The organism is Streptomyces sp. DSM 15324, from assembly GCF_001514285.1.
In the GTDB taxonomy this organism is placed as follows: Bacteria; Actinomycetota; Actinomycetes; order Streptomycetales; family Streptomycetaceae; genus Streptomyces.
Genome location: NZ_KQ949031.1, coordinates 214594 through 236635, shown reverse-complemented (window position 1 = coordinate 236635; position 22042 = coordinate 214594). Strand labels below are relative to the sequence as shown.

General features: G+C 73.6%; 17 protein-coding genes and 2 pseudogenes. 10 read left to right on the top strand and 9 right to left on the bottom strand.

Going from position 1 to position 22042, the window contains the following annotated elements:
* Positions 1–109: 109 nt before the first annotated feature.
* Positions 110–2053 carry a glycosyltransferase family 2 protein gene (locus tag AQJ58_RS27225; RefSeq protein ID WP_067254781.1) on the top strand — a complete coding sequence of 648 codons (1944 nt, stop codon included), beginning with the start codon at positions 110–112 and terminating at the stop codon, positions 2051–2053.
* 113 nt (positions 2054–2166) lie between these two features.
* Here AQJ58_RS27225 and AQJ58_RS27220 read toward each other — a convergent pair whose 3' ends face one another.
* From AQJ58_RS27220 to AQJ58_RS27195, 6 genes are all read right to left on the bottom strand, one after another.
* A complete protein-coding gene (locus AQJ58_RS27220; RefSeq protein ID WP_067254779.1) occupies positions 2167–2970 on the bottom strand; it encodes a class I SAM-dependent methyltransferase in 804 nt (267 codons plus the stop codon).
* Positions 2967–3848 (bottom strand): dTDP-4-dehydrorhamnose reductase, encoded by an 882-nt coding sequence (rfbD, locus tag AQJ58_RS27215; RefSeq protein WP_067254776.1) that lies wholly within the window; start codon positions 3846–3848, stop codon positions 2967–2969. Before rfbD ends, AQJ58_RS27220 begins: the two co-directional genes overlap by 4 nt.
* Complete coding sequence (gene rfbB, locus AQJ58_RS27210) at positions 3845–4813, bottom strand: dTDP-glucose 4,6-dehydratase (protein ID WP_067254775.1); 969 nt, start codon at positions 4811–4813, stop codon at positions 3845–3847. Before rfbB ends, rfbD begins: the two co-directional genes overlap by 4 nt.
* Positions 4810–5877 carry a glucose-1-phosphate thymidylyltransferase gene (locus AQJ58_RS27205; protein ID WP_067254772.1) on the bottom strand — a complete coding sequence of 356 codons (1068 nt, stop codon included), beginning with the start codon at positions 5875–5877 and terminating at the stop codon, positions 4810–4812. Before AQJ58_RS27205 ends, rfbB begins: the two co-directional genes overlap by 4 nt.
* 57 nt (positions 5878–5934) lie before the next feature.
* Positions 5935–6117: a hypothetical protein gene (locus AQJ58_RS27200; RefSeq protein ID WP_067254770.1), complete on the bottom strand. Its 183-nt coding sequence runs from the start codon at positions 6115–6117 to the stop codon at positions 5935–5937.
* An 86-nt stretch (positions 6118–6203) separates the two neighbouring features.
* Positions 6204–8636 carry a SpoIIE family protein phosphatase gene (locus AQJ58_RS27195; RefSeq protein ID WP_067254768.1) on the bottom strand — a complete coding sequence of 811 codons (2433 nt, stop codon included), beginning with the start codon at positions 8634–8636 and terminating at the stop codon, positions 6204–6206.
* 140 nt (positions 8637–8776) lie between these two features.
* On the opposite strand from AQJ58_RS27195, the gene AQJ58_RS27190 reads away from it, so the two are divergent.
* Positions 8777–10921, top strand: a complete 2145-nt coding sequence (locus AQJ58_RS27190) for a SpoIIE family protein phosphatase (protein ID WP_107122168.1) — start codon at positions 8777–8779, stop codon at positions 10919–10921.
* Positions 10922–10999: 78 nt separating this feature from the next.
* Here the strand turns inward: AQJ58_RS27190 and AQJ58_RS27185 are convergent, their stop codons facing one another.
* A complete protein-coding gene (locus AQJ58_RS27185) occupies positions 11000–12439 on the bottom strand; it encodes a S1 family peptidase (protein ID WP_067254763.1) in 1440 nt (479 codons plus the stop codon).
* Between the two features lie 344 nt (positions 12440–12783).
* On the opposite strand from AQJ58_RS27185, the pseudogene AQJ58_RS41590 reads away from it, so the two are divergent.
* The 5 genes and pseudogenes from AQJ58_RS41590 to AQJ58_RS27165 form a co-directional block, all read left to right on the top strand.
* Positions 12784–13067 (top strand): annotated as a pseudogene (locus AQJ58_RS41590) (NHLP family bacteriocin export ABC transporter peptidase/permease/ATPase); the annotation flags it as partial.
* Between the two features lie 260 nt (positions 13068–13327).
* Entirely contained in the window at positions 13328–14827 is a 1500-nt protein-coding gene (locus AQJ58_RS27175; protein WP_067254757.1) for an MFS transporter, read from the top strand.
* A gap of 137 nt (positions 14828–14964) precedes the next feature.
* Positions 14965–15836 (top strand): annotated as a pseudogene (locus AQJ58_RS27170) (Ppx/GppA family phosphatase).
* A 35-nt stretch (positions 15837–15871) separates the two neighbouring features.
* Positions 15872–16015, top strand: coding sequence for a hypothetical protein (locus AQJ58_RS43510; RefSeq protein WP_159056344.1), 144 nt, complete (start codon positions 15872–15874; stop codon positions 16013–16015).
* 113 nt (positions 16016–16128) lie between these two features.
* Positions 16129–16488 carry an STAS domain-containing protein gene (locus tag AQJ58_RS27165; protein WP_067254756.1) on the top strand — a complete coding sequence of 120 codons (360 nt, stop codon included), beginning with the start codon at positions 16129–16131 and terminating at the stop codon, positions 16486–16488.
* 139 nt (positions 16489–16627) lie between these two features.
* Here AQJ58_RS27165 and AQJ58_RS27160 read toward each other — a convergent pair whose 3' ends face one another.
* Positions 16628–17062: a protease inhibitor gene (locus tag AQJ58_RS27160; protein WP_067254753.1), complete on the bottom strand. Its 435-nt coding sequence runs from the start codon at positions 17060–17062 to the stop codon at positions 16628–16630.
* A 335-nt stretch (positions 17063–17397) separates the two neighbouring features.
* On the opposite strand from AQJ58_RS27160, the gene AQJ58_RS27155 reads away from it, so the two are divergent.
* The 3 genes from AQJ58_RS27155 (at position 17398) to AQJ58_RS27145 (ending at position 19976) form a co-directional block, all read left to right on the top strand.
* Positions 17398–17973: a hypothetical protein gene (locus tag AQJ58_RS27155; RefSeq protein ID WP_067254751.1), complete on the top strand. Its 576-nt coding sequence runs from the start codon at positions 17398–17400 to the stop codon at positions 17971–17973.
* A gap of 55 nt (positions 17974–18028) precedes the next feature.
* A complete protein-coding gene (locus AQJ58_RS27150) occupies positions 18029–18724 on the top strand; it encodes an alpha/beta fold hydrolase (RefSeq protein WP_067254747.1) in 696 nt (231 codons plus the stop codon).
* Between the two features lie 82 nt (positions 18725–18806).
* Complete coding sequence (locus tag AQJ58_RS27145) at positions 18807–19976, top strand: lactate 2-monooxygenase (RefSeq protein ID WP_067254746.1); 1170 nt, start codon at positions 18807–18809, stop codon at positions 19974–19976.
* 62 nt (positions 19977–20038) lie between these two features.
* Here AQJ58_RS27145 and AQJ58_RS27140 read toward each other — a convergent pair whose 3' ends face one another.
* Positions 20039–21664 carry an RICIN domain-containing protein gene (locus AQJ58_RS27140; RefSeq protein ID WP_067254743.1) on the bottom strand — a complete coding sequence of 542 codons (1626 nt, stop codon included), beginning with the start codon at positions 21662–21664 and terminating at the stop codon, positions 20039–20041.
* Between the last annotated feature and the right edge of the window lie 378 nt (positions 21665–22042).

The following is a 22042-nucleotide window of genomic DNA, read 5'->3' as shown; positions in this document are numbered from 1 at the left end:
CGCTGGGGAACAGGACAGGTGAGCGAGGCACCGCGGCGTTAGCATCGGGCCAACGCGCACCCGCCCTACGGCACAGATCCGAACAGATCCAAAGGGGGCCAGGAGCCCGATGCCGGTCAAGGTCAGCGTCATCGTCCCCGTCTACAACCCCGGTCCCTACATCGAGGACTGTGTCGCGTCGCTGCTCAGGCAGTCGCTGCCGCCCGACGCCTACGAAGTGATCTTCGTGGACGACGGCTCCACCGACGCCACCCCCGCCCGTCTCGACGCGCTAGCCGCCGAGGATCCCCGGGTGCGGGTCATCCACCAGGAGAACTCCGGCTGGTCCGGCAAGCCCCGCAACGTCGGCATCGACGCCGCCCGCGGCGAGTACGTCATGTTCGTCGACAACGACGACCACCTCGGCGACGAGGCCCTGGAGCGGATGTACGCGTACGGGGTCGCCCACGACGCCGACGTCGTCGTGGGGAAGATGGTCGGCCGGGGCCGCGGGGTGCCGGTGGAGCTGTTCCGGGTGAACCGGCCGAAGGCGAACGTCGAGAACGCGCCGCTGATCGACAGTCTCACCCCGCACAAGATGGTCCGCCGCGCGTTCCTGGAGCGCACCGGGCTGCGTTTCCCGGAGGGGCGGCGCCGCCTGGAGGACCACGTCTTCGTCACCGAGGCCTATCTGCGCGCGGACAACGTCGCGGTGCTCGCCGACTACGTCTGCTACTACCACGTACGGCGCGACGACGACGCGAACGCGGGCTTCCAGCGCTTCGACCCGGCCGGGTACTTCAAGAACCTCCGCGAGGCCCTGGACGTGGTCGAGAAGTACACCGAGCCCGGCCCGCTGCGCGACCGGCTCTTCCGGCGCTGGCTGCGGGTGGAGATGGTGGAACGGCTGCGCGGCCGCCGGTTCCTGAACCTGCCCGAGGACTACCGCAAGGAGCTGTTCGAGGAGATCCACGCGGTGGTCGTCGAGCGGTTCGGACCGGGGGTGGCGGCGCCGCTTCAGCCCACCCAGCGCGTGGTCGCCGCACTCGTGACGGACGGGCGTTACGACGACGTCGTCGCGTTCGCCGAGTGGGAGTCCGGGGTCGCGCTCACCGTGGACCCGGAGGACGTCCGCTGGCAGGACGGGGTGCTGCGGATCGGGTTCGCGGCGGAGCTGACGCACGACGGCGGGCCGATGACGTTCCCGGCCGCCGGGGGCTCGCCGCAGTGGCCGCCGAGAGACGTCGCCGAGGCGGTGCGGTGGCTGGGTGAGGACACGGTCGGCCGCTTCGGCAGGGCCAGGCCGGACCTGCTGCTGCGCGACCGGGCCAGCGCCGCGCAGTACTTCCATCCGGTCGAGGTGGTCCGGGAGACGGTTCCCGCCGGGGACGGCAGCCGGGTGCGGCTGGTGCTGCGCGGGACGGCGACCGTCGACCCCGCGGACCGGACCGCGCTGCCGGGCGACGGACTGTGGGACGCCTACGTACGGGTCGGGCTCGGCGGCTGGACCAAGGAGCTGCGGCTGGGGCCGGCGCCCCGCCACGACCGTGCGGAGCCGCCGGCCGCCGTCGTCGCGGGCCGGGTGGTGCTGCCGTACTGGACCGACCGGCACACCAGTCTCGCGCTGGACGTCGGCCGCGCGGGCCGGCGGCTGGGCCTCGGCCGGCCGGGGCCCACGGACGTCACGGTCGCCGGGGAGCGGATCGGAGTGGACCTGGGGTTGCACGTGCCCGTGCGCACCGGGGTGCTGCTGCGGCTGAGCGGGCCGGGGTCCCACGACGTGCCCGCGGTGCTGCTGCCCGGCGGGCGGCTGGAGGCCTCGCTGCCCGTCGCCGACCTCGCGGGCCGTACCTGGCGCACGGCGCTCTGCCTCACGCCGGAGACGCCGGACGGGCCCGAGGTGCGGTTCCATCCGCTGGCGGTGGCGCTGCGGGTGGGGGCGGACGGGGTGCGGGCCGTTCCGGCGCCGCGTCCCGGTGGGGTGCGGAGGTGGGGGCGGCGGGTGCGGCGTCTGTGGCGGCGGGTGCTCGGTGCGGTCGTGCGGGGTGGGCGTGGGGGCGGGGGCGGGCGTTGAGGTCTATGGCGGGTGCGGGTTCGTTGTGGCTGGTCGCGCAGTTCCCCGCGGCCCCACAAAACACCGCGCGGGCCGCCGCCCCCTGAAGGAAGGGGCGGCGGCCCGCGCGGTGGTCAGTCGGCGACCGATACCCGGTTCAGGGCGGTGCGCAGGGCGTCCCAGCCCCGGGCGCGGGACAGGCCCCGGTTGCGGGCGCGGGTCAGGGGGCGCCAGAAGCCTGCTTCCAGCAGGGTCCGGGGCGGGACCGCGCGGACGCGGTCGAGGACGGTCTCGGGGACCTTCTGCGGGTCGGGCACGTCGAACTCGGCGAGGATCTCGTCGTAGCGCTGACTCAGCACCCGGCTGCGCGGGTCGGCGCCGAAGACGAGGAGCTGGCCGGTGGGCTCGGTGTCGACGAGGACGGTGACGAGGTCGGGGCGGTGCCGGGCGAGGATCTCGGTGAGCTTGTAGACGTCGCCGGTCCAGGCGGTGGTGTGGCGGTCGCGGGCCGCCTCGTCGGCGCTGCGCGGCAGCATGTCGTCGAAGACGATCACGCTGGCCCAGTCCGAGTGCCGCTCGACGTTGATGAAATCGCGCAGCGCGTACTCGAACAGGTGCATGCCGTCGATGAAGGAGAGGTCGAGGACGGGGCGCCGCCAGTGGCCGAGGGCCGGACGGCCGCGGCGCAGGTTGCGCCAGGGGTGCCGGCCGCCCCTGAGGTGCTGGAGCGGGTTGTCGCGGGCGAAGAAGTCGTCGCTGGTGGCCTTCACCAGATGGACGTCGCAGCGGATCTCGGAGGTCACCTTGAACGCGGGGTCGACGGCGATGCTCGGCACCCGGGACAGCCTGAGGCTGCGGCCGTCGTTGACGCCGATCTCCAGGTAGGTGCGGGCGGCGGTGACCTTGTGCAGTTCCCGGAGGAACTCATGGCGTTTCACGAACGGACTCCTTGGGTCTCCTTGCGGATGAGCGGCAGTGCCGTGTGCAGGGCGGTGCGCCAGTCCCGCAGGGGGCGCAGGCCGGTCTCCCTCCAGCGGGCGTGGCCGAGCACGCTGTAGGCGGGGCGCGGGGCGGGCCGGGGGAAGGCGTCGCTGGTGGTGGGGCGGACCCGGTCGGGGTCGGCGCCGATGAGCCGGAGGATCTCGCGGGTCAGCTCGTACCAGCTGGCCTCGCCGGTGGCGGTGGCGTGCAGGATCCCGGTGGCCGTGCGGCCGGTGCGCGGTCCCAGGTCGGCGATGCGGGCGGCGACGTCGGCGCTCCAGGTGGGCTGGCCCCGCTGGTCGTCGACGACCTCGAGGGTGTCGCGGCGGGCCTGGAGACCGAGCATCGTCCGGACGAAGCTGGGGCCGTGGACGCCGTAGAGCCAGGCGGTGCGCAGGACGACGCAGGCGTCCGGGAGTTCGCCGAGGACGGCGCGCTCCCCGGCGAGTTTGGTGCGCCCGTAGGCGGTGCGCGGGGCCGGGGGGTGGTCCTCCGGGTAGGGGACGGTGGCGTCGCCCGCGAAGACGTAGTCGGTGGAGACGTGGATCAGCCGGGCGCCGTGCGCGGCGCAGGACCGGGCCAGCAGCCGGGGGCCGTCGCCGTTGATCCGCAGCGCGCGGGCCTCGTCGGTCTCTGCGTCGTCGACGGCGGTGTACGCGGCGCAGTTGACGACGAGGTCGGGCCGGTGCGCGGCGACGGCCCGGTCCACCTGGTCCGGTCGGGTGATGTCCAGGGCCGTGTGGTCGAGGCCGGTCACGTCCTCGCCGCGCCGCGCCAGTTCCGTGACGGTGTCGCGGCCGAGCAGGCCGGCGGCGCCGGTGACGAGCCATCTCATACGGTCCGCGCTCCCCGTTTCAGCGGCTCCCACCAGTCGCGGTGGTCCCGGTACCAGGCGACGGTGTCGGCGAGACCGGCCGTGAAGTCGTGCCGGGGCCGGTAGCCGAGTTCGGTGCGGGCCTTGGTCCAGTCGACGCTGTAGCGCAGGTCGTGGCCCTTGCGGTCGGGCACGTGGTCGACGCGGTCCCAGTCGGCGTGGCACGCCTCCAGCAGCAGCCCGGTCAGCTCCCGGTTGCTGAGTTCGGTGCCGCCGCCGAGGTTGTAGACCTCGCCGGGGCGGCCCTTGGTGCGCACGAGGTCGACGCCCCGGCAGTGGTCCTCGACGTGCAGCCAGTCGCGGACGTTGCGTCCGTCGCCGTACAGGGGGACTCGCTCGCCGTCGAGGAGGCGGGTGACGAACAGCGGGATGACCTTCTCGGGGAACTGGTGGGGACCGTAGTTGTTGGAGCAGCGGGTGACCCGTACGTCCAGGCCGTGGGTGCGGTGGTAGGCGAGCGCGATCAGGTCGGAGGACGCCTTGGACGCGGAGTACGGGGAGGTGGGGCCGAGTGGGTGGCTCTCGGGCCAGGAGCCGGTCTCGATGGAGCCGTACACCTCGTCGGTGGAGACGTGCACGAACGGCCCGACCGCGTGCCGCAGGGCCGCGTCGAGCAGGGTCTGCGTGCCGAGCACGTTGGTGCGGACGAAGGTCCCGGCGCCGTCGATGGAGCGGTCGACGTGGGACTCGGCGGCGAAGTGCACGATCTGGTCGGCGCCGGCGGCCAGCTTGTCGACGAGGTCGGCGTCGCAGACGTCGCCCTGCACGAACTCCAGGCGGGGGTGGCCGACCGGCAGGTTGGTGAGGGTGCCCGCGTAGGTCAGCTTGTCCAGGACGGTGACGTCGAGCGCGGTGTCGCGGGCGAGGAGGCCGCGGACGTACGTGGAGCCGATGAAGCCGGCGGCTCCGGTGACGAGGAGGTTCATGTGTGGATCTGTACCTTGCTGTGGTCGCCGAGGACGAGACGGTGGGCACTCGGCACGCCGGGGGCCGGGGTGACTTCCACATGTCGGCCGATCAGGGAGTTCTCGATGCGGCCCACGCCGTCGATGGAGGAGTCGCGCAGCACGATGGAGAACTCCAGCTCGCTGTCGGTGATACGGCAGTTCTCCGCGACGGAGGTGAAGGGGCCGACGTAGGAGTCGCGGACCTCGGTGCCCGCGCCGATGACGACGGGGCCGACCAGGCGTGAGCCGACGATCCGGGCGCCCGCCTCGACGACCACCCGGCCGACGGTCTCGGAGGCCTCATCGACCTCGCCGTCGATCCGGGTCTCGAGTCCCTCCAGGACGGTCCGGTTGACCTCCAGCATGTCGACGACGTTCCCGGTGTCCTTCCAGTAGCCCTTGATGATCGTGGAGCGGACGTCGGCGCCGTCGTCGATGAGCCGCTGGACGGCGTGGGTGATCTCCAGCTCGCCGCGCCGGGAGGGCCGGATCGTGCGCACGGCGGCGTGGATCGCGGGGGTGAAGAGGTAGACGCCGACCAGGGCGAGGTCGCTCTTGGGCCGGTCGGGTTTCTCCTCCAGTCCGACGACCTGTCCGGCCGCGTCGAGTTCGGCGACGCCGAAGGCGCGCGGGTCGGGGACCCGGGTGAGGAGGATCTGGGCGGCGGGGCGGGTCCTGCGGAACTCGTCGACGAGTTCGGTGATGCCGCCGACGATGAAGTTGTCGCCCAGGTACATCACGAAGTCGTCGTCGCCGAGGTAGTCACGGGCCACCATGACCGCGTGCGCGAGCCCGAGGGGCCGCTCCTGCGGGATGTAGGTGACGGCGAGGCCGAACCGGGAGCCGTCGCCGACGGCCGCGCGGATCTCGTCGGCCGTGTCGCCGACGATCACCCCGACCTCGGTGACGCCCGCCGCGGCGATGGCCTCCAGGCCGTAGAAGAGCACCGCCTTGTTGGCCACGGGGACGAGCTGTTTGGCCGAGGTGTGGGTGATCGGCCGGAGTCGGGTACCGGCACCGCCGGACAGCACGAGAGCCTTCATCGCCTCACCTCGGCTCCCGGAGGCCGGGAATGCCTGGATCGTGGTGGTTGTCTGTCTTCAGTCCTCACCCCTGACGATGTTCCATTCCGGGCCGGAGCGCATCCCGGGCGGGGTGCCGGGGCCCACCCGGGCGGGCAGGCAGGTGCGCAGGGCCCACAGGTCGCGGCGCAGTCGGCGGGCTCTGGCCCAGCCGGTCTCGGCACGGCGTGCGGCGGGCTTCTCCTCGATGTGCGAGGTCACGGGATCTCATCACCTTTCGGGCGGCCCACGGAGCGTTCCCGCGGCGCCACGCAAGGGCGAGTACCCGGGGCGGCCCCGCGGACACGTCAGCCGCCGACGGTGACCTCGGCCCACACCTGTTTGCCGCCGCTGACCGGGAGGGTGCCCCAGGCCTCGGAGACGGCCTCCACGAGGAGGATGCCGCGGCCACCGGTGGCCTCCCAGCCGACATTGGGCTGGACGGGGGTGCGGGGCGAGGCGTCGGTGATGGCCACCCGCAGCCGGTTGCCGACCAGGGTGAGGTCGAGGCGGACCCGGCCGTCGGTGTGCACCAGGGCGTTGGTGACGAGTTCGGAGACCACGAGGAGGGCCGTGTCCACGGCGTCGCCGGACACGTCCCAGGAGCGCAGCGTGCGCCGGCTGAAGCGGCGGGCCTGGCGGGCCGCCTCGGGCAGCCGCCACACGGTCCAGCCGTCGCGCAGCGGTTTGACGGCCATGCCGTCGTAGCGCATCAGCAGCAGGGCCACGTCGTCGGCGCGGTGGGCGCCGGCCAGCAACGCGTCGGCGACCAGGCCCAGGTCGGCGGGGTCGGAACCGGCGAGGCCCCGGGCGAGCCGGTCCAGGCCGGTGTCGATGTCGAGCTGGGCGGACTCCACGAGGCCGTCGGTGGTCAGGGCGATGACCGTGCCCGGCAGCAGTCTGAGCGGGGTCATGGGGAACTCGGTCCGGTCGAGCACGCCGAGCGGCGGGCCGCCCTCGCCCTCGACGCGTTCGGTTGCGCCGTCCGGGTGCCGCAGCACCGGTGGCGGGTGTCCGGCCCGTACGCACCATCCGGTGCCGGCCTCCATGTCGACGTCGACGTAGGCGCAGGTGGCGAACAGGTCGGTCTCGAGCTCGGTCAGCAGCCGGTTGGCGTGGGCGACGACCACGTCCGGCGGGTGGCCCTCGGTGGCGTAGGCGCGCAGCGCGGTGCGCATCTGGCCCATGAGGGTGGCGGCGGCGGCGCTGTGGCCCTGGACGTCGCCGATGACGAGGGCCACGTGGTGGTCGGGCAGCGGGATCACGTCGTACCAGTCGCCGCCGACCTCCAGCCCGGCGGTGGCGGGCAGGTAGCGGGCGACGGCGACCCCGCCGGGGAGCGCGGGCAGCCGGCGCGGGAGGAGCTGGCGCTGGAGCATGCCGACGAGTTCGTGCTCGGCGTCGAAGGCGTGGGCGCGCAGCAGGGCCTGTCCGGCGAGCCCGGCGGAGGCGGTGAGCAGGGCGCGTTCGTCGGGGCCGAAGTCGTGCGGGGTGTCCCAGCCGATGAGACAGGCGCCCGCCATCCGGCCGGCGGCGGGCAGCGGCAGGACGGCCAGGCCGCCGGGGCCGACCTCGGCGAGGGCGGGTTCCAGGACGTCGCTGCCGGCGGGCCAGATCCGGGCGCGGCCCTCGCGCAGCGCGGCGGCGAGGGTGGGCATGGCGCTTACGGGGGCGTCGGGCCATTCGCCGCGCCATTCCGAGCGCCACAGCTCGGGCCAGGCCTCGGGGTCGGCCGGGTCGAGGACGATGACGACGAGCCGGTCGTTCTCCAGCTCGGCGAGGGCGATCCGGTCGGCGCGCAGCGGCTCGCGCAGGGCGGTGACGACGGCCTGGCTGACGTCCCGGACGGTGCCGGCGGTGGCGAGGGCGGCGGCCAGGCGCTGCACCCGGGCCACGTCGGTGACCTCGGCGCGCAGGCTGGAGGCGTCGGTGACGGTGCCGACGAGCCGGGGCGGCCGGTCCTCGCCGCCGGGCAGCAGCCGGCCGCGCAGCCGCAGCCAGCGGGGCGGGCCGTCGGGCTGGAGCACCCGGAACTCCAGTTCGCGTTCGCCGATCGACATGTGGTCGGCCTCGACGACGGACATCAGCGAGGGCAGGTCCTCGGGGACGGTCCGGGCGAGGAGGGTCTCCACCCGGCCGTCGAAGTCCTCCCGGTCCATGCCGAACAGGTCCAGGAGCACGGCGCCGACCTCGACGCGGCCGGTGTCCATGGCGAGGCCGAAGGAGCCCGCGCCCGGTTCGTCCTCCGTGCCGGGGGCGACGGGCGCGGGCGCGGCGAGCGCCTCCGCGACGAGGGCCAGGCAGGCGCGGTCGTCGCCGTCGAAGCCGGCGGGGCGTTCACTGACGGCGAGCAGCAGCCGTCCGCCGGCGCCGGGCACCGGGAGGGCGGCCAGCCGGACGTCGGGGGTGCCCTCGGCGAGGTGTTCCGGGCCGAGCCACACGGGCCGGCCGGTGCGGTGCGCTTCGGCCACCGGGGAGCGTCCGTCGGCGGGGTAGCTCTCGCGCAGTCCGTACAGGGCGCCGGGCACGCCCGCGGACTCGGCCAGCACGAGCGCTGCGGTGTCCTCGCCGGGCGTGTACAGCGCCGCGAGGGACGCTCCCGTGAAGACGAGCGCCTGTTCCAGGAGGCGCCGCACCCGGTCCGGGCCGGCGGGGTCGGCCGTGATCGTCTTCAGGGCGAGGGCGGCACGCACGGGTCCCGCTCCGCGCCCCGCAGCACCCTCAGTGACCACGTCCGCCATTACAGCGCGTATGCGACCCGGGCGCAGCCCCTCCTCACGGCGGGGCCGTCCGCCCCGCCGTGCGCGCGTTCGCCGTGCGCCCCGGCCCGGTAGGGGGCAGATTTGGAGCCGGAACCCGGGATGGTCGGTGGGCCGAGGAGGTGGGCGCCGTGTCCGACGGGAACCAGACCGGGCAGACGGCGGCCGCCGTGCGGACGCCGGTCGGCCGACCGCTGCTGTCGCTGGCGCTGACCTCGATGATGGACGCGGTCGGCGCGCACTCGGGTGCGGTGTACCTGCGGCCGGGCGAGGAGCCGGTGCTCCAGATGGCGGTGACGGCGGGGCTGCCCCGTTCCTTCTCGGCGCCCTGGGAGCGGGTCGGCCTGAACGCGCCGATCCCGGTGGCGGAGGCGGTCCGGGAGCGGCGACTGGTGTGGGTCGGCGGGGAGGAGGACATGGCCCGCCGGTATCCGCGGATCGCGGTCGTCCTGCCGTATCCCTTCGCGCTGGCGGCGCTGCCGGTGGCCACCGAGTCGCGGGTGTACGGGGCGGTGTACGTGACCTGGCCCGGTTCGCATCCGGCGGAGCTGTCCGAGCGGGAGCGCGAGGAGCTGACGGCGGGGTGCGACCGGCTGGCGGTGCGGCTGGAGCGGACGGCGGCGGAGAACCGGCCGCTGGGGGTCGAGTCCGATCTGATGGACGCCTGGTCGATCGGCGGGACCGCGGACACCCTCGGCACGGTGGAGGCGGCGCGGATGGTGGCCCGGCTGCCGTACGGGCTGTGTTCGCTGGATCTGAGCGGCCGGGTGGGCTTCGCCAACACGGCGGCCGCGGATCTGCTCGGGGTGCCGGTGCGCGCCCTGCTGGGGGCGCAGCTGTGGGCCGCGGTGCCCTGGCTCAACGACCCCTCGTACGAGGAGCGTTACCGGGCGGCGCTGATCGGGCAGGCCCCCGTGTCGTTCGTGGCGCTGCGGCCGCCCAAGGAGTGGCTGTCGTTCCGCCTGTACCCGAGCACCACGGGGATCAGCGTCCGGATCACCCGGGCGCGGAACGTGTCGGAGCCGAAGCCCTCGCCGGCCCGGCCGGGGGACGCGCCGAGCCGGCTGGTGTCGATGTCGCAGGCGCTGAGTCTGGCGGGGGCGCTCACCGAGACGGTGACCGTGCAGGACGTGGTGGGGCTGGTCGCGGACGAGATCGCGCCGACCGTGGGCAGCCAGGCGCTGGCACTGCTCGGGGCGCGGGCGGGACGGCTGCGGGTGCTGGGCCATCACGGCTATCCCGACCCGCACACGGTGGAGCGGTACGAGGGGATGCCGCTGTCGACGGCGTCGCCGGGCGCGCACGCGGTCGCGCACGGCGTCCCGTCGTTCTTCTCGTCCCGGCGGCAGCTGGAGCAGCTCTACCCGGCCGAGCGGTCCTCCCCGGACGGTCTCGCGGCCTGGGCGTACCTGCCGCTGATCGCCTCGGGCCGTCCGGTGGGCGCGTGTGTGCTGGCGTACGGGCGGCCGCGTGAGTTCTCCACGCACGAGCGGGCGGTGCTGAGCAGTGTGGCGGGGCTGATCGCGCAGGCCCTGGACCGGGCGCTGCTGTACGACGTCAAGCACCAGCTCGCGCACGGACTCCAGGCGGCCCTGCTCCCCCACACGCTGCCGCGGCTGCCCGGGGTGCGGGCGGCCGCCCGCTATCTGCCGGCCACCCGGGGCATGGAGATCGGCGGCGACTTCTACGACCTGGTGCCGTCCCGGCCGCTGGCGGCGGCGGTGATCGGGGACGTGCAGGGCCACAACGTGACGGCGGCGGGGCTGATGGGGCAGCTCCGCACGGCCGTACGGGCGTACACGACCGTGGGGCAGGAGCCCGCGGAGGTGATGCGCAGCACCAACCGGCTGCTGATCGACCTGGGGTCCGATCTCTTCGCCAGCTGTCTGTACCTGCGGCTGGACCCGGCCCGCGGGCGGGCGGTGATGGCGCGGGCCGGGCATCCGCCGCCGCTGTTGCGCCGGGCGGACGGACAGGTGCGGGTGCTGGACCTCGCGGGTGGTCCGCTGCTGGGCATCGACGGGTCGGCGGCGTATCCGACGACGGAGGTGGAGCTGGCCCCCGGTTGTGTGCTCGCCCTGTACACGGACGGGCTGATCGAGTCGCCGGGGGTGGACATCGAGGACGCGGTCGCCGGGCTGGGGCGGCGGCTGGGCGAGAGGGGTGGCCGTCCGCTGGAGGAACTGGCCGACGATCTGGTGGGGCCGTACGCGGCGGCCGAGGAACGGCTCGACGACGTGGCGCTGTTGTTGCTGCGGGCGACCTGAGCGCGTGAACGGCCCGGCCCCCGCCGGAGGGCCGGACCGTTCACGCGGTGCCGGTGATCGGCTGGTGCCGATGCGGTGTCAGTGGGACGCGGTCACGCCCGCGCCGCCCTCGAGACCGTTGTCGTTCTGCTGCTGGGCGCCGTTCTGGTCCTGCGCCCCGTTGCCGGCGTCCTGGCCCTTGCCGTTGCCGGCGTCCTGACCGTTGCCGTTGACGGCCTCGCCGGTCTGGTCGTCGATGCCGTCGCCGTTCTGGTCGACCGCGCCGGCGCCCTGGCCGTTGCCGGCGTCCTGACCGTTGCCGTTGACGGCCTCGCCGGTCTGGTCGTCGATGCCGTCGCCGTTCTGGTCGACCGCGCCGGCGCCCTGGCCGTTGTCGCCGACGCCGTCGCCGGCGCCCACGCCACCGCCGAGGCTCGCTCCGGTCGCCTGGAGGGCGGTGGTCACCGGCTGGAAGAAGGTCTCGCCGCCGACGGTGCAGTCGCCGCTGCCGCCGGAGGTCAGGCCGACCGCGAGGCCGTCCTGGGTGAACAGGGAGCCGCCGCTGTCGCCGGGCTCGGCGCAGACGTCGGTCTGGATGAGACCGGTGACGGTGCCCTCGGGGTAGTTGACCGTGGCGTCGAGGGCGAGGACGTTGCCGTCCTTGAGGCCGGTGGTGCTGCCCATCCGGAAGACCTGGGTGCCCACGACCGCGTCGGCGGCCTGCGAGATGGCGACGGTCTGCTGGCCGACATTGACCTCGCTCGGCGCCTGGGTGTTCGGGTCGTCGTACTTCACGAGTGCGAAGTCACCGTCGCCGGGGAAGGTCGCCTGGTCGACGGTGGCGATCGGCTGGCCGTTCTCGGAGTCGGACCACTGCTCCGCGGCGACGCCGCAGTGACCGGCCGTCAGGAAGGCGGGCGAGCCGTCCTTGGCGGTGACGTTGAAGCCGAGGGAGCAGCGGGCCCCGCCGCCGAAGATGGCGTCGCCGCCGGAGACCTTGGTGGACAAGGTGCCGGCGGACTTCTTGACCGTCGCCATGCCCGAGCCGAGGCTCTGGACGGTGGACTCCAGCCGGTCCCACTTGGCGCCGGTGACGGTGGAGTCGGCGGTGACCACGATCTGGTTCGTCCGCGGGTCGACGCCCCACGCGGTGCCCGTGATGGTCGCCTTGGTCTTCAGGGTCTTCGCGGCCGCCTCGAGCTCGGCCGCGCTGTTCTGGACCTCGCGGACCTTGGCGCCGGCCTTCTCGGCCTGGGCGACGGCGTTGCTCTTGTCGCCGGAGCCGTCGGCGACGTTGACGACCAGCTGCTGCCGGCCGGAGTCGTAGTAGGAGCCGGCGAAGGCGTCCCCGAGCAGCTGCTGGAGCTGCGCGGCGAGGTTCGAGGCGTCGCCCGTCTTCAGGGTCTTCACGGAGGCGGCGTCGGGGGAGCCGTCCTGGGAGGCGTTGGCCTGGGGAAGCAGGATGGCCGCCGCTCCGAGCGCCGCGACACCACCGACCGCGATGATGGCCTTACGCTTCGTAACTCGCTTGTGACTCAAAAAACTCGACCTCCTGGGGGGGCGGGGTCTGGCTGCCGGTCGCCGGCAGCTCCGTACAGCGGCGCCTGGTTGGCCCTGAGTACGCGCGGGACGCGGGATGCGTTCAATCGCGTTTGCCAACTTCCTTTGCGCAATGCGGAATCGGCCATGACCGCGCCCTGACCGGGCCACGGGGAGGCACCCACCCATACCGCGACGTCCGCCGTCGAAGCGGACGGGATCCTTCCAGGACACGGGCGCCGAAAACCCGCCAGGCGCACAGCCGTCCCACAACCCCCGCCGGATCGGATGTCTCGATCACGGCAGTTCCGACCCACCCGGCTGCGGACGTCGGAGAATCCGACGTCGTCAGGCTGCGCGGGACGCGTACGGCGAAACTGCGGGCGGACCCGCCCGGCTCACCAACACCGCCTACACCGGGCTCCAGTTGATCGAGACGATGAAGGCGACCGGCGGTGCGGACGGCTACTTCCGCACGTGGGCCGGGCAGCACGCCACCACCCTGGAGGAGCAGCAGCGGCTCGGTGCGCCGAGCGCCTGGCCGGGCGCGGTCGCGCCGACGCTCGCCACCCTCAACAGCGCGCTGATCCTGCGGATGGGCGGGATGCGGGCCATCGAGGGCCATCTCGACGAGGCGACGACCAGGGCCCTGGACAACGACACCCAGCGCACGGCCGTCGAGAGCACCCGCGGACCCGAGCGGACGCCTGCACGAACTGGTGCGCCGTCAGCGGACGTAGGGCGGGGCGGGCCACTCCCGCCCCGGTAACGAAACTTTGCCGTTTCGCTCAAAGTGGTCTAGCCTCGATGTGTACGAAACCGTTTCGTTTACGTTCTCTTTGCCCATCCGCCTGCTCCATCGCACCGACCTCCCTGGAGTGGTTCCCCATGCCCTCGAAGACCTTGACGGACGGCGCCCGCACGGGCACCGAGCCGGCGCCGTCCGCCTCCGCCAGGAAATGGTGGATCCTCGCGGTCGTCGCCCTGGCCCAGCTGATGGTGGTGCTGGACGCCACCATCGTGAACATCGCCCTGCCCTCGGCCCAGGCCGACCTCGGCTTCTCCGACGGCAACCGGCAGTGGATCGTCACCGCCTACGCCCTGGCCTTCGCCTCACTGCTGCTGCTCGGCGGCCGCATAGCCGACCTCTTCGGCCGCAAGACCGCCTTCCTCATCGGCGTCGTCGGCTTCGCCGCGGTCTCCGCGCTCGGCGGCGCGGCCACGAACTTCGAGATGCTGGTCACCGCCCGCGCGCTGCAGGGCGCGTTCGGCGCGCTGCTCGCCCCGGCCGCGCTCTCCCTGCTCAACACGACGTTCACCGACGCCAAGGAGCGCGCCAAGGCGTTCAGCGTCTACGGCGCCATCGCCGGCGCGGGCGGCGCGGTGGGCCTGCTGCTCGGTGGCATCCTGACCGACGCGCTGGACTGGCGCTGGACCCTCTACGTCAACGTGGCCATCGCGGTCCTCGCCTTCGCGGGCGGCTGGATCCTGCTGACCAACCACCGCGACGCGGGCAACTCCAAGCTCGACGTCCCCGGCACCTTCCTGGTCGCCGCCGGACTGTTCTCCCTGGTCTACGGCTTCTCCAACGCCGAGACGCACGACTGGGGCTCCCCCCTGACCTGGGGCTTCCTGATCGCGGGCGGGGTGCTGCTGGTGGCCTTCGCCTGGTGGCAGACCCGCGCCGCGCATCCGCTGCTGCCGCTGCGCATCCTGCTCGACCGCAACCGTGCCGCCTCCTTCTTCGCCGTGCTGATCTCCGGCGCCGGCATGTTCGGCGTGTTCCTCTTCCTCACCTACTACCTCCAGCTCAACCTGGGCTTCAGCCCGACGAAGACCGGTGTGGCGTTCCTGCCGATGGTCGGCGCGCTGATGGTGACGGCCCAGCTGGGCACCACCGTCCTGGTGCCCCGGATGGGACCGAAGGCGGTCATTCCGCTGGGCTTCGCGATCGCCGCCGCCGGCATGGCCTGGCTGACCGGGATCGGCGTCGGCTCGGACTACGTGAGCGCGGTGCTGCCGCAGCTGGTCGTCACCGGCATCGGACTCGGCCTGGTCATGCCGCCCGCCATGCAGATGGCCACCGGCGGGGTCGCGGCCGAGGACGCCGGGGTGGCGTCCGCGACGGTCAACGCCATGCAGCAGGTCGGCGGTTCCATCGGTACGGCACTGCTCAACACCCTCGCCGCGAGCGCCGCGACCGACTACCTGGCCGGGCGGGACGCCACCAGCAAGCTGGTCCAGGCGCAGGCCACGATCGAGGCCTACACCACCGCCTTCTGGTGGTCGGCGGGCATGTTCGTGGCGGGCGCGGTGATCGCGTTCGCGCTCTTCCGCCGCGGGGTGCCGGAGCAGGACCCGGAAGCCGCACCGGTCGTCCACATGTAGCCCCGCCGGTCCGCACCCCGGCCCACCGGGGAACGGCGAGCGCCGCAGTACGAGGGGCCACCGTCCGCTGCGGGACGGTGGCTCCTTTCGTACCGCGTCCGGCGTAGGGAATCGCCCCTCTGGGTACGCGCCGGGCCATGAGAATCAGCGTGCTGGACGTGGGGTCGAACGCGGTACGGCTGGTGGTGGCGGACGCCGAGGGCGGGGTCCCGCTCCCGGTGCACACGGAGAAGTGGCGGCTGCGCCTGTCGGAACGGGTCCGTCCGGGCGCGCCCGTCCCGGAGGAGGCCGTGGAACGGCTGGTGACCGCGGTCGCCGCGGCGGCCCGGACCGCGGACCGGTGGGGTGCGGCCGGTCCCCTGGCCTTCGCGACCGCCGTGGTGCGCGCCGCCCCCAACCGGACGGAGGTGCTCCGGGCGGTCCGCACCCGGACCGGGGTCGCGCTGTGCACCCTGCCGGGCGAGCTGGAGGCGGAGCTGACCTTCCTCGGCGCCCGCCGCTGGATGGGCTGGCGGTCCGGGCCGCTCGCGCTGCTGGACATCGGCGGCGGCTCGTTCGAGGTGGCGTTCGGCCGGGGCCGGCTGCCGGACTTCGTGGCCTCGCTGCCGCTCGGGGCGAACCGCCTGACCCCCGCACCTTCCAGCAGCTCGGCCGGCTGTGCGGGGCCCTGCCGGGCCGGCACGGTCCGTTCGTGGACCGCAGCCTGCACCGCCGTGACCTGCGGACGGCGATCGAACGGCTGGCCGAACTCCCGGCGGCGGAACGCGCCCGGCTGCCCGGTATCTCCGCACCGCGCGCGGCGCAGAGCCTGGCCGGGGCGGTGGTGGGGCACACGGCGATGAAGCTGACGGGGCTGCGCACGGTCACGGTCTGCCCCTGGGCGATCCGCGAGGGCGTCCTGCTGCGGCACATCGAGGACGGCCCGTCCTGGTGGGCGCGGGTCAGCGGCGAGACCGACGGGGCCCCCGGCCCCCCGGAGCCGGTGCCGCTGCGCGTCGCGCGACACTGAAGGGCCCCGAAGACGCCCGACGCGAGGAGCAGGCCATGTCCGACGACCGCGAACCGCCCGAGACCGCGCTCGAGGCGGTCCTGCGGGAGATAGAGGACGCCGAGGCCCGCACCGACGAGCTGGACCATCTCGAAGACCCGACAACAAGTGATATGCCGGAAATTCACTGGGACGAGTGAACTAGATCTTGCGCCCGGCCGAGCAGGGATGCCGAGCGCCCCAACGGGGTAGCTACCGGCTCCGAAGCGGCTCCCGAAAGCCGCCCGAAAGCCCCTGCCGAGGTGGAGCGGACATGACGCCACCGGCCGATCCCCCTGCCCGTACTCGTGTCGCCGGCCCCTGCACCGTGGTGGAGCTGACGGGCGAGATAGACCTGGCGACGGCCGGCTTCGTCGCGGAGCAGCTCGACGCGGTGACGGCCGCGGCGGCCGTCGACGTCCTGGTCGATCTGCGCGGGGTGGAGTTCTTCGACTGTTCGGGGCTGCGGGTGCTGTGCCGGGCCCAGGACCGGGCGGTACGCGGCGGCGGTCGCCTGCGGGTCGTCTGCGACCAGCCGTATCTGCACCGGCTGTTCCGCGCGACGGGCCTGCTGGGGCGCTTCCCACCGCTCACCTCACTTCCCGACGGCCTGACGGACAGCCGTACCGAATGACCCCAGGGACCGGCGGGCGGCCCCACTCCGCCCGTCCGGCCCCTGGGTTACGAGATCACGGTCGTCCCGTGTCCATTGGCCCGCACTCCCCACGTCACGGGCCGGTCACGGCGTCCACGGGACCCGCGCGATCCCGGTCTCAGAAGGCGAAGAGGCTGCTCCCGGCAGCGTTCTTCACACATTCGTTGGCGAACGTGCGCTCATAGGCGACACGCTTGCCCTGCCAGACGCCGTCGACCGTGACGACGATCGGGGCGTACTGCTTGGTGCACAGGGCGTCGCCCGGGCCCGCGAGGGCGTCCACATCGCCGCCGGCGGCCCGTAGCTCCGCACAGGCGCGCGCGGCCGCCGGGTGGGTGCCGGAGGGTCCCGGCGCACAGCTCAGGGTGACCGCACGGGCGGCACCCACCGTGGCGGCGCTCTCGCCGTGCCCCATGGTCAGCACCAGGGCGGACGGGGCGTAGAGCGAGGCGGGGGCGGCGGCCGGGGCGGCGAGCGCGACCCCGGTCAGGGGTGCGCAGACGGTGGCGGCCGTGAGGCCGAGGGTCGCGGCCCAGCGCGCGGTGTTCCGCATTGTGTGCATCCTTCCGCTCGATTTCGAGGGTGTGCCGGCCGGCCCGATCGGAGCCGAACCCGGCGACCGCGAGTCTGCCGAGTCCGCCGCCGAAACTCACATCGACCCCATGCGTTTCAGTAACCTTGCGTATTGAAGCAGTGGCGTGAAGTCACGGACTTCGAACGTTCCAACCCCGAAAGCAAGCACTTCATGATCGCGCGCGTCGGCCGGATGGCCGGTTTCCATGGGTTCGTTAATCGGCCTGAAACATTCCGCTCCTGCTCCCTTTCCGCTCTCGGCTGACCTCTTCCTGACGCCTTGTGTTCATGGGCCGACGGAGTAATCGTCATTACATGATTACTTCAGAGCAGAGGGACAAGGTGAGGGGCTGGTTCTCCGGGCGGCTGCCCGACGACCTGTTCGAGGAACTCGTCGAGGTCGTCGTGGACCGCGAGGAGATCACCGTGATCGGCCGGGTGCCCGCGCCCCGGCTCACCGCGGACGCCCCGGACGCCGAGCGGGAGGCCGCCGTCGCGGCCCGGATCCAGGAGTTCCGGGAGCGCACGCGCGAGGCCCGGATGGCCGTGGCACGGGACGCCGAGCACCGGTTCCGCCGCAAGGTGGCGTGGGGCGTGGTGTGCGACGGGCAGCGGGCCCTGTTCACGCATGTCGCGGCGCCGGTGATGACCCGGCTGCGGCAGCCCGAGCGGCAGGTCCTGGACACGCTGATCGCCGGGGGCGTCGCCCGCAGCCGCAGCGACGCGCTCGCCTGGTGTGTCCGGCTGGTCCAGCGGCACACCGACGACTGGCTCACCGAACTGCGCGAGTCCCTGGAGCACGTACAGCGGGTGAGGGCGCAGGGCCCGGACACGGGGGAGGCGACCGACGCCCGGGACGACTCGTCCGCTCAGGACCGGGAGGAGGGATGACCCGGACCGCCCGCCGCCGGGGCCCGTTGTCAGACCCTGCCCCTACCGTGGGGGCATGACTCATTTCGTGCTGGTGGCAGGGGCTTTCCTGGGTGGGTGGGCCTGGGACGAGGTGGCGGCGGAGTTGCGCGCCGCCGGGGACGAGCCCCATCCCGTGACGCTCTCCGGGCTCGCCGAGCGGGCCGCGGAGCCCGCTGGGCAGCGCACGCATGTGCGGGACGTGGTGGCCGAGGTGGAGCGCCTCGGACTGCGGGACGTGGTGCTGGTCGGGCACAGCTACTCGGGGATCCCGGTGGGGCAGGCGGCCGAGCGGATCGGCGACCGGCTCCGGCGGGTGGTGTACGTGGACGCGAGCGTGCCCTTCGACGGGCAGTCCTTCCTGGCCGGTTGGGACAGCGACCACGTCCGCGCGTCGATCGAGGCGCACGGCGGCAGCTGGCCCCCGCTCGGCGCCGACGACTTCGCCGGCCAGGAACTGACCGACGAACAGATCTCCGGGATACGCTCCCGGGCCACCGCCCACCCCGGCGCCACCCTCACCGAAGGGGCGGAGCTCAAGGGTTCCGCGGGCGATCTCCCCTCGACGTACATCAAGTGCCTGCTCGACGGCGACGCCCCGCCGCCGGCCGTGGCGGACCTGCTCAAGGGCGAGAACTGGGACCTGGTGGAGATGAACACCGGTCACTGGCCGATGTTCTCCCGCCCGGTCGAACTGGCCCGGATCCTGCACGCGTCGGCGGCCGGGCGGTAGGGCCGGTCCTGGTCCTCGCCTCACTACCCGCCGGTATCGTCGCCGTGCACGCGGGCTCCCCGGCGAGAGGCGGTAGGGACGGATGGCGAAGCACTGGGCGGACTTCCAGTACGAGATCTATCTCCACGGCATGACGGGCCGGGTTCCCCGGCTGCCCACCGATCTGACCCGGCTGGAGGAGCTGACCGAGCGGCGGCTCGGGCCGGGTCCGGTCGGGTACGTGGCGGGCAGCGCGGGGGACGGCGGCACGGCGCGGGCCAATCGGGCCGCGCTGGAGCGCCGCCGGATCGTGCCGCGCATGCTGCGGGACGTCCACGAACGGGATCTGTCCGTCGAGGTGCTGGGCCGCGCCCTCCCCGCCCCGCTGGCCCTCGCACCGGTCGGCGTGCTGTCGATCATGCACCCGGAGGCGGAGCCGGCGGCGGCCCGGGCGGCGGCCGCGCAGGGGGTGCCGTACATCCTGTCGTCCGCCTCCAGCACCCCGATGGAACGGGTCGCCGAGGTGATGGGGAACGCCGAGCGCTGGTTCCAGCTCTACTGGTCCAAGGACCGCGAGGTGACCCGGAGTTTCCTGGACCGGGCGAAGGCGAGCGGCTTCACCGTTCTCGTGGTCACTCTCGACACGCCGCTGCTGGCCTGGCGGCCACGCGACCTGGACCAGGCGTACCTGCCCTTCCTGCACGGCGTGGGCACCGCCAACTACTTCACCGACCCGGCCTTCCGGGCCGGCCTGGCCACCCCGCCCGAGGAGGATCCGAACGCGGCCGTGCTGCACTTCATCGGTCTGTTCGCGGACCCCGGCAAGACCTGGCCGGACCTCGCCTTCCTGCGGGAGCACTGGGACGGCCCGATCGTCCTCAAGGGCGTCCTGCACCCGGACGACGCCCGGCTGGCCGCCGACGCCGGGATGGACGGGGTGGTGGTCTCCAACCACGGCGGCCGCCAGGTCGCCGGCTCGATCGGTGCCGCCGACGCGCTGCCCCGGGTCGCCCGGGCGGTCGGCGACCGGCTGACGGTCCTGTTCGACAGCGGTATCCGCACCGGCGACGACGTCTTCAAGGCCCTCGCCCTGGGCGCCGAGGCGGTGCTGCTCGGCCGCCCGTACGTCTACGGACTCGGCCTGGACGGACAGCCCGGCGTCGAGCACGTGATCCGCTGTCTGCTCGCCGAGTTCGACCTCACCCTGGCCCTGTCGGGCCACGCCGCACCGGCGACCGTGGGTCCGGGCGATCTGGCCGAGGACGAGGGGTAGCGCCCGGGGAGCGCCCGGGGAGCGCCCGGGGAGCGCCCGCGGGCCGTCGTCCCCGGCCGTTCTCAGGCCGTCCCCTCCTCCAGGCCCACCGGCTGGGCCGACGGCGGGGCGTCCGTGCCGGTGACGGCGAGGGAGCGGGGTGTGGCGGCGGCCGTGTCGGGGAGCCAGCGCTGGGCGTCGGAGTGGTCACGGACCTTCACCACCACATCGGCGCCCGCCTCGGCGCCGGCGCCGGCCAGGGCGAGGGAGTCGTCCCAGCGGGGCAGCAACTCGCCCTGCACGGTGAAGTCGTAGCGGACGTCGTCCGTCCGGCGGTGCCCCGCGTCCACACAGTCGCCGAGGATGACCACACCGGCGTCGGCGTGGGAGTCCACGCACAGGTCGGGCTCGGCCGCGCTGCGCAGCTGGCCGTCCTCGGCGTACGACCACTGCTGGGTGTTCCCGGTGCCGCACGCGGCGAGTTCGAGGGCCGCGCCGGCCCGGGCGTCGCCCCGGATGTCCAGGCAGAGATCGGCGCCGGCCTCGCGCAGTCGGGTCCGCTGGGATGCGGTGGGGAGCTGGACGGTGCCGGGGGTGGTCGGGGAGGCACTGGCGCCCGGGGTGTCGGTGCCCGGGACCACGCCGCTGGTGGAGGCGGCCGGGTCGGCGCTGCCGTCGTTGATCCACATCCCGGCGGCCAGCAGGCTGGTCAGCAGCCCGGCGGAGGCGAGCCCCACACCGGTGAACAGGGCGCGCGGGGAGCGCGGTTCGCCGGCCGTGCGACGGCGCGGCGAGGGCATGCGGGAGAGCAGGGTGCCGCCGCGCGGCCGGCCACCGCGGTGCCGGGCGGAGCCCCGCAGGCGTACGGGCTGCTGGGACCGGCCGGGGCGGGAGTCGTGGTAGCGGCGGGCGCCCCAGCCGAGGACGGCCTCGGCGAGGAGCACGCCGAGCGCGTTCTCGAAGTGCCCGAGCTGCTCGGCGGCGGCCCGGCAGTAGCGGCACTCGTCGAGGTGCTTGCGGACATCCGGCAGCAGTTCGCCGCCGCGCCGGATGGGCACGTCGAGGAGGCGGTTGTAGAAGCGGCACTCCTTGCTCGGCGCGAGTTCCCGGTGGGCGCGGACCAGGCCCTCGCGGAGCTTGTCGCGGGCCTGTTCGTAGGCGGCGGCGGTCATCTCGGTGTCCATGCCGAGCAGTCCGGCGGCTGCCGGGATCGACTCGGCCTCGACCTCCACGTGCCACAGGACGCAGCGGGCGATCGCGGGCAGGCTCTGGAAGGAGCGCTCGGCGAGCACCCGGTTGTCGGGGGTCATGGACTTGGCGGCGCGCATGCCCCGGGCCCCGGCGGGCTTCGTCAGCACGGGCAGCACACCGGAGATCTGGTCGTCGGCGGCCCAGAGCCGGGCCATGTCCCGTACCGTCACGAGCAGTCGGGGCCGCAGCGCGGTGCCCGGCTCGCCCAGTTTCAGCCGGTCGAAGACCTGGTGGACGGCGGCCGCGGTGAGCATGTTCGAGACGTTGCCGGAGGACGCGATGCAGATCACCGCGTACTCGTGGACCGGCCGCCAGTGCCGGGCGATCAGCACCGCGGTGGACTGGGCGACCTCGCTGTCCGTGCCGCCGCGGATCCCTGCGGCGAGGGACTCGTCGGATTCTCCGGGGCCACCGCCGGGCGGCGGGTAGAGAGGGCGAGGCGGCTGAGCGGTCGGCACTGAGCGGTTCCTTTGGTACGTACCTGATGGCGCGACGGGGAGTGTGTGTCCGCCCCGCAGGCGTCACACAGGGACCCGGCCGTCACCCCCCGCTCGGAAGGTTCACCTTTGCACAACTAAGTCGTGCGCAACAAGGCGTGAGGACATCCGGCCCCTTGTTGAATGGATGTCGACAAGGCGGGCGGACGAATGCCCCGTGGCGCGCCTTTCGTCCGTTCTTGCGCCCCGTGTGAAACGGACGCACGCGCAGGGGTGCCGCGCACCTTCCCGCGGAGTGCGCCGCGTAGTGGACTGGATCCGGCCACTTCCTCGGAGGCCCCGCGCAGGACGGCGGCTCTCCTGCGCGCCACGGCCGCCGGCCCTGTTCCTCCCGCCCGG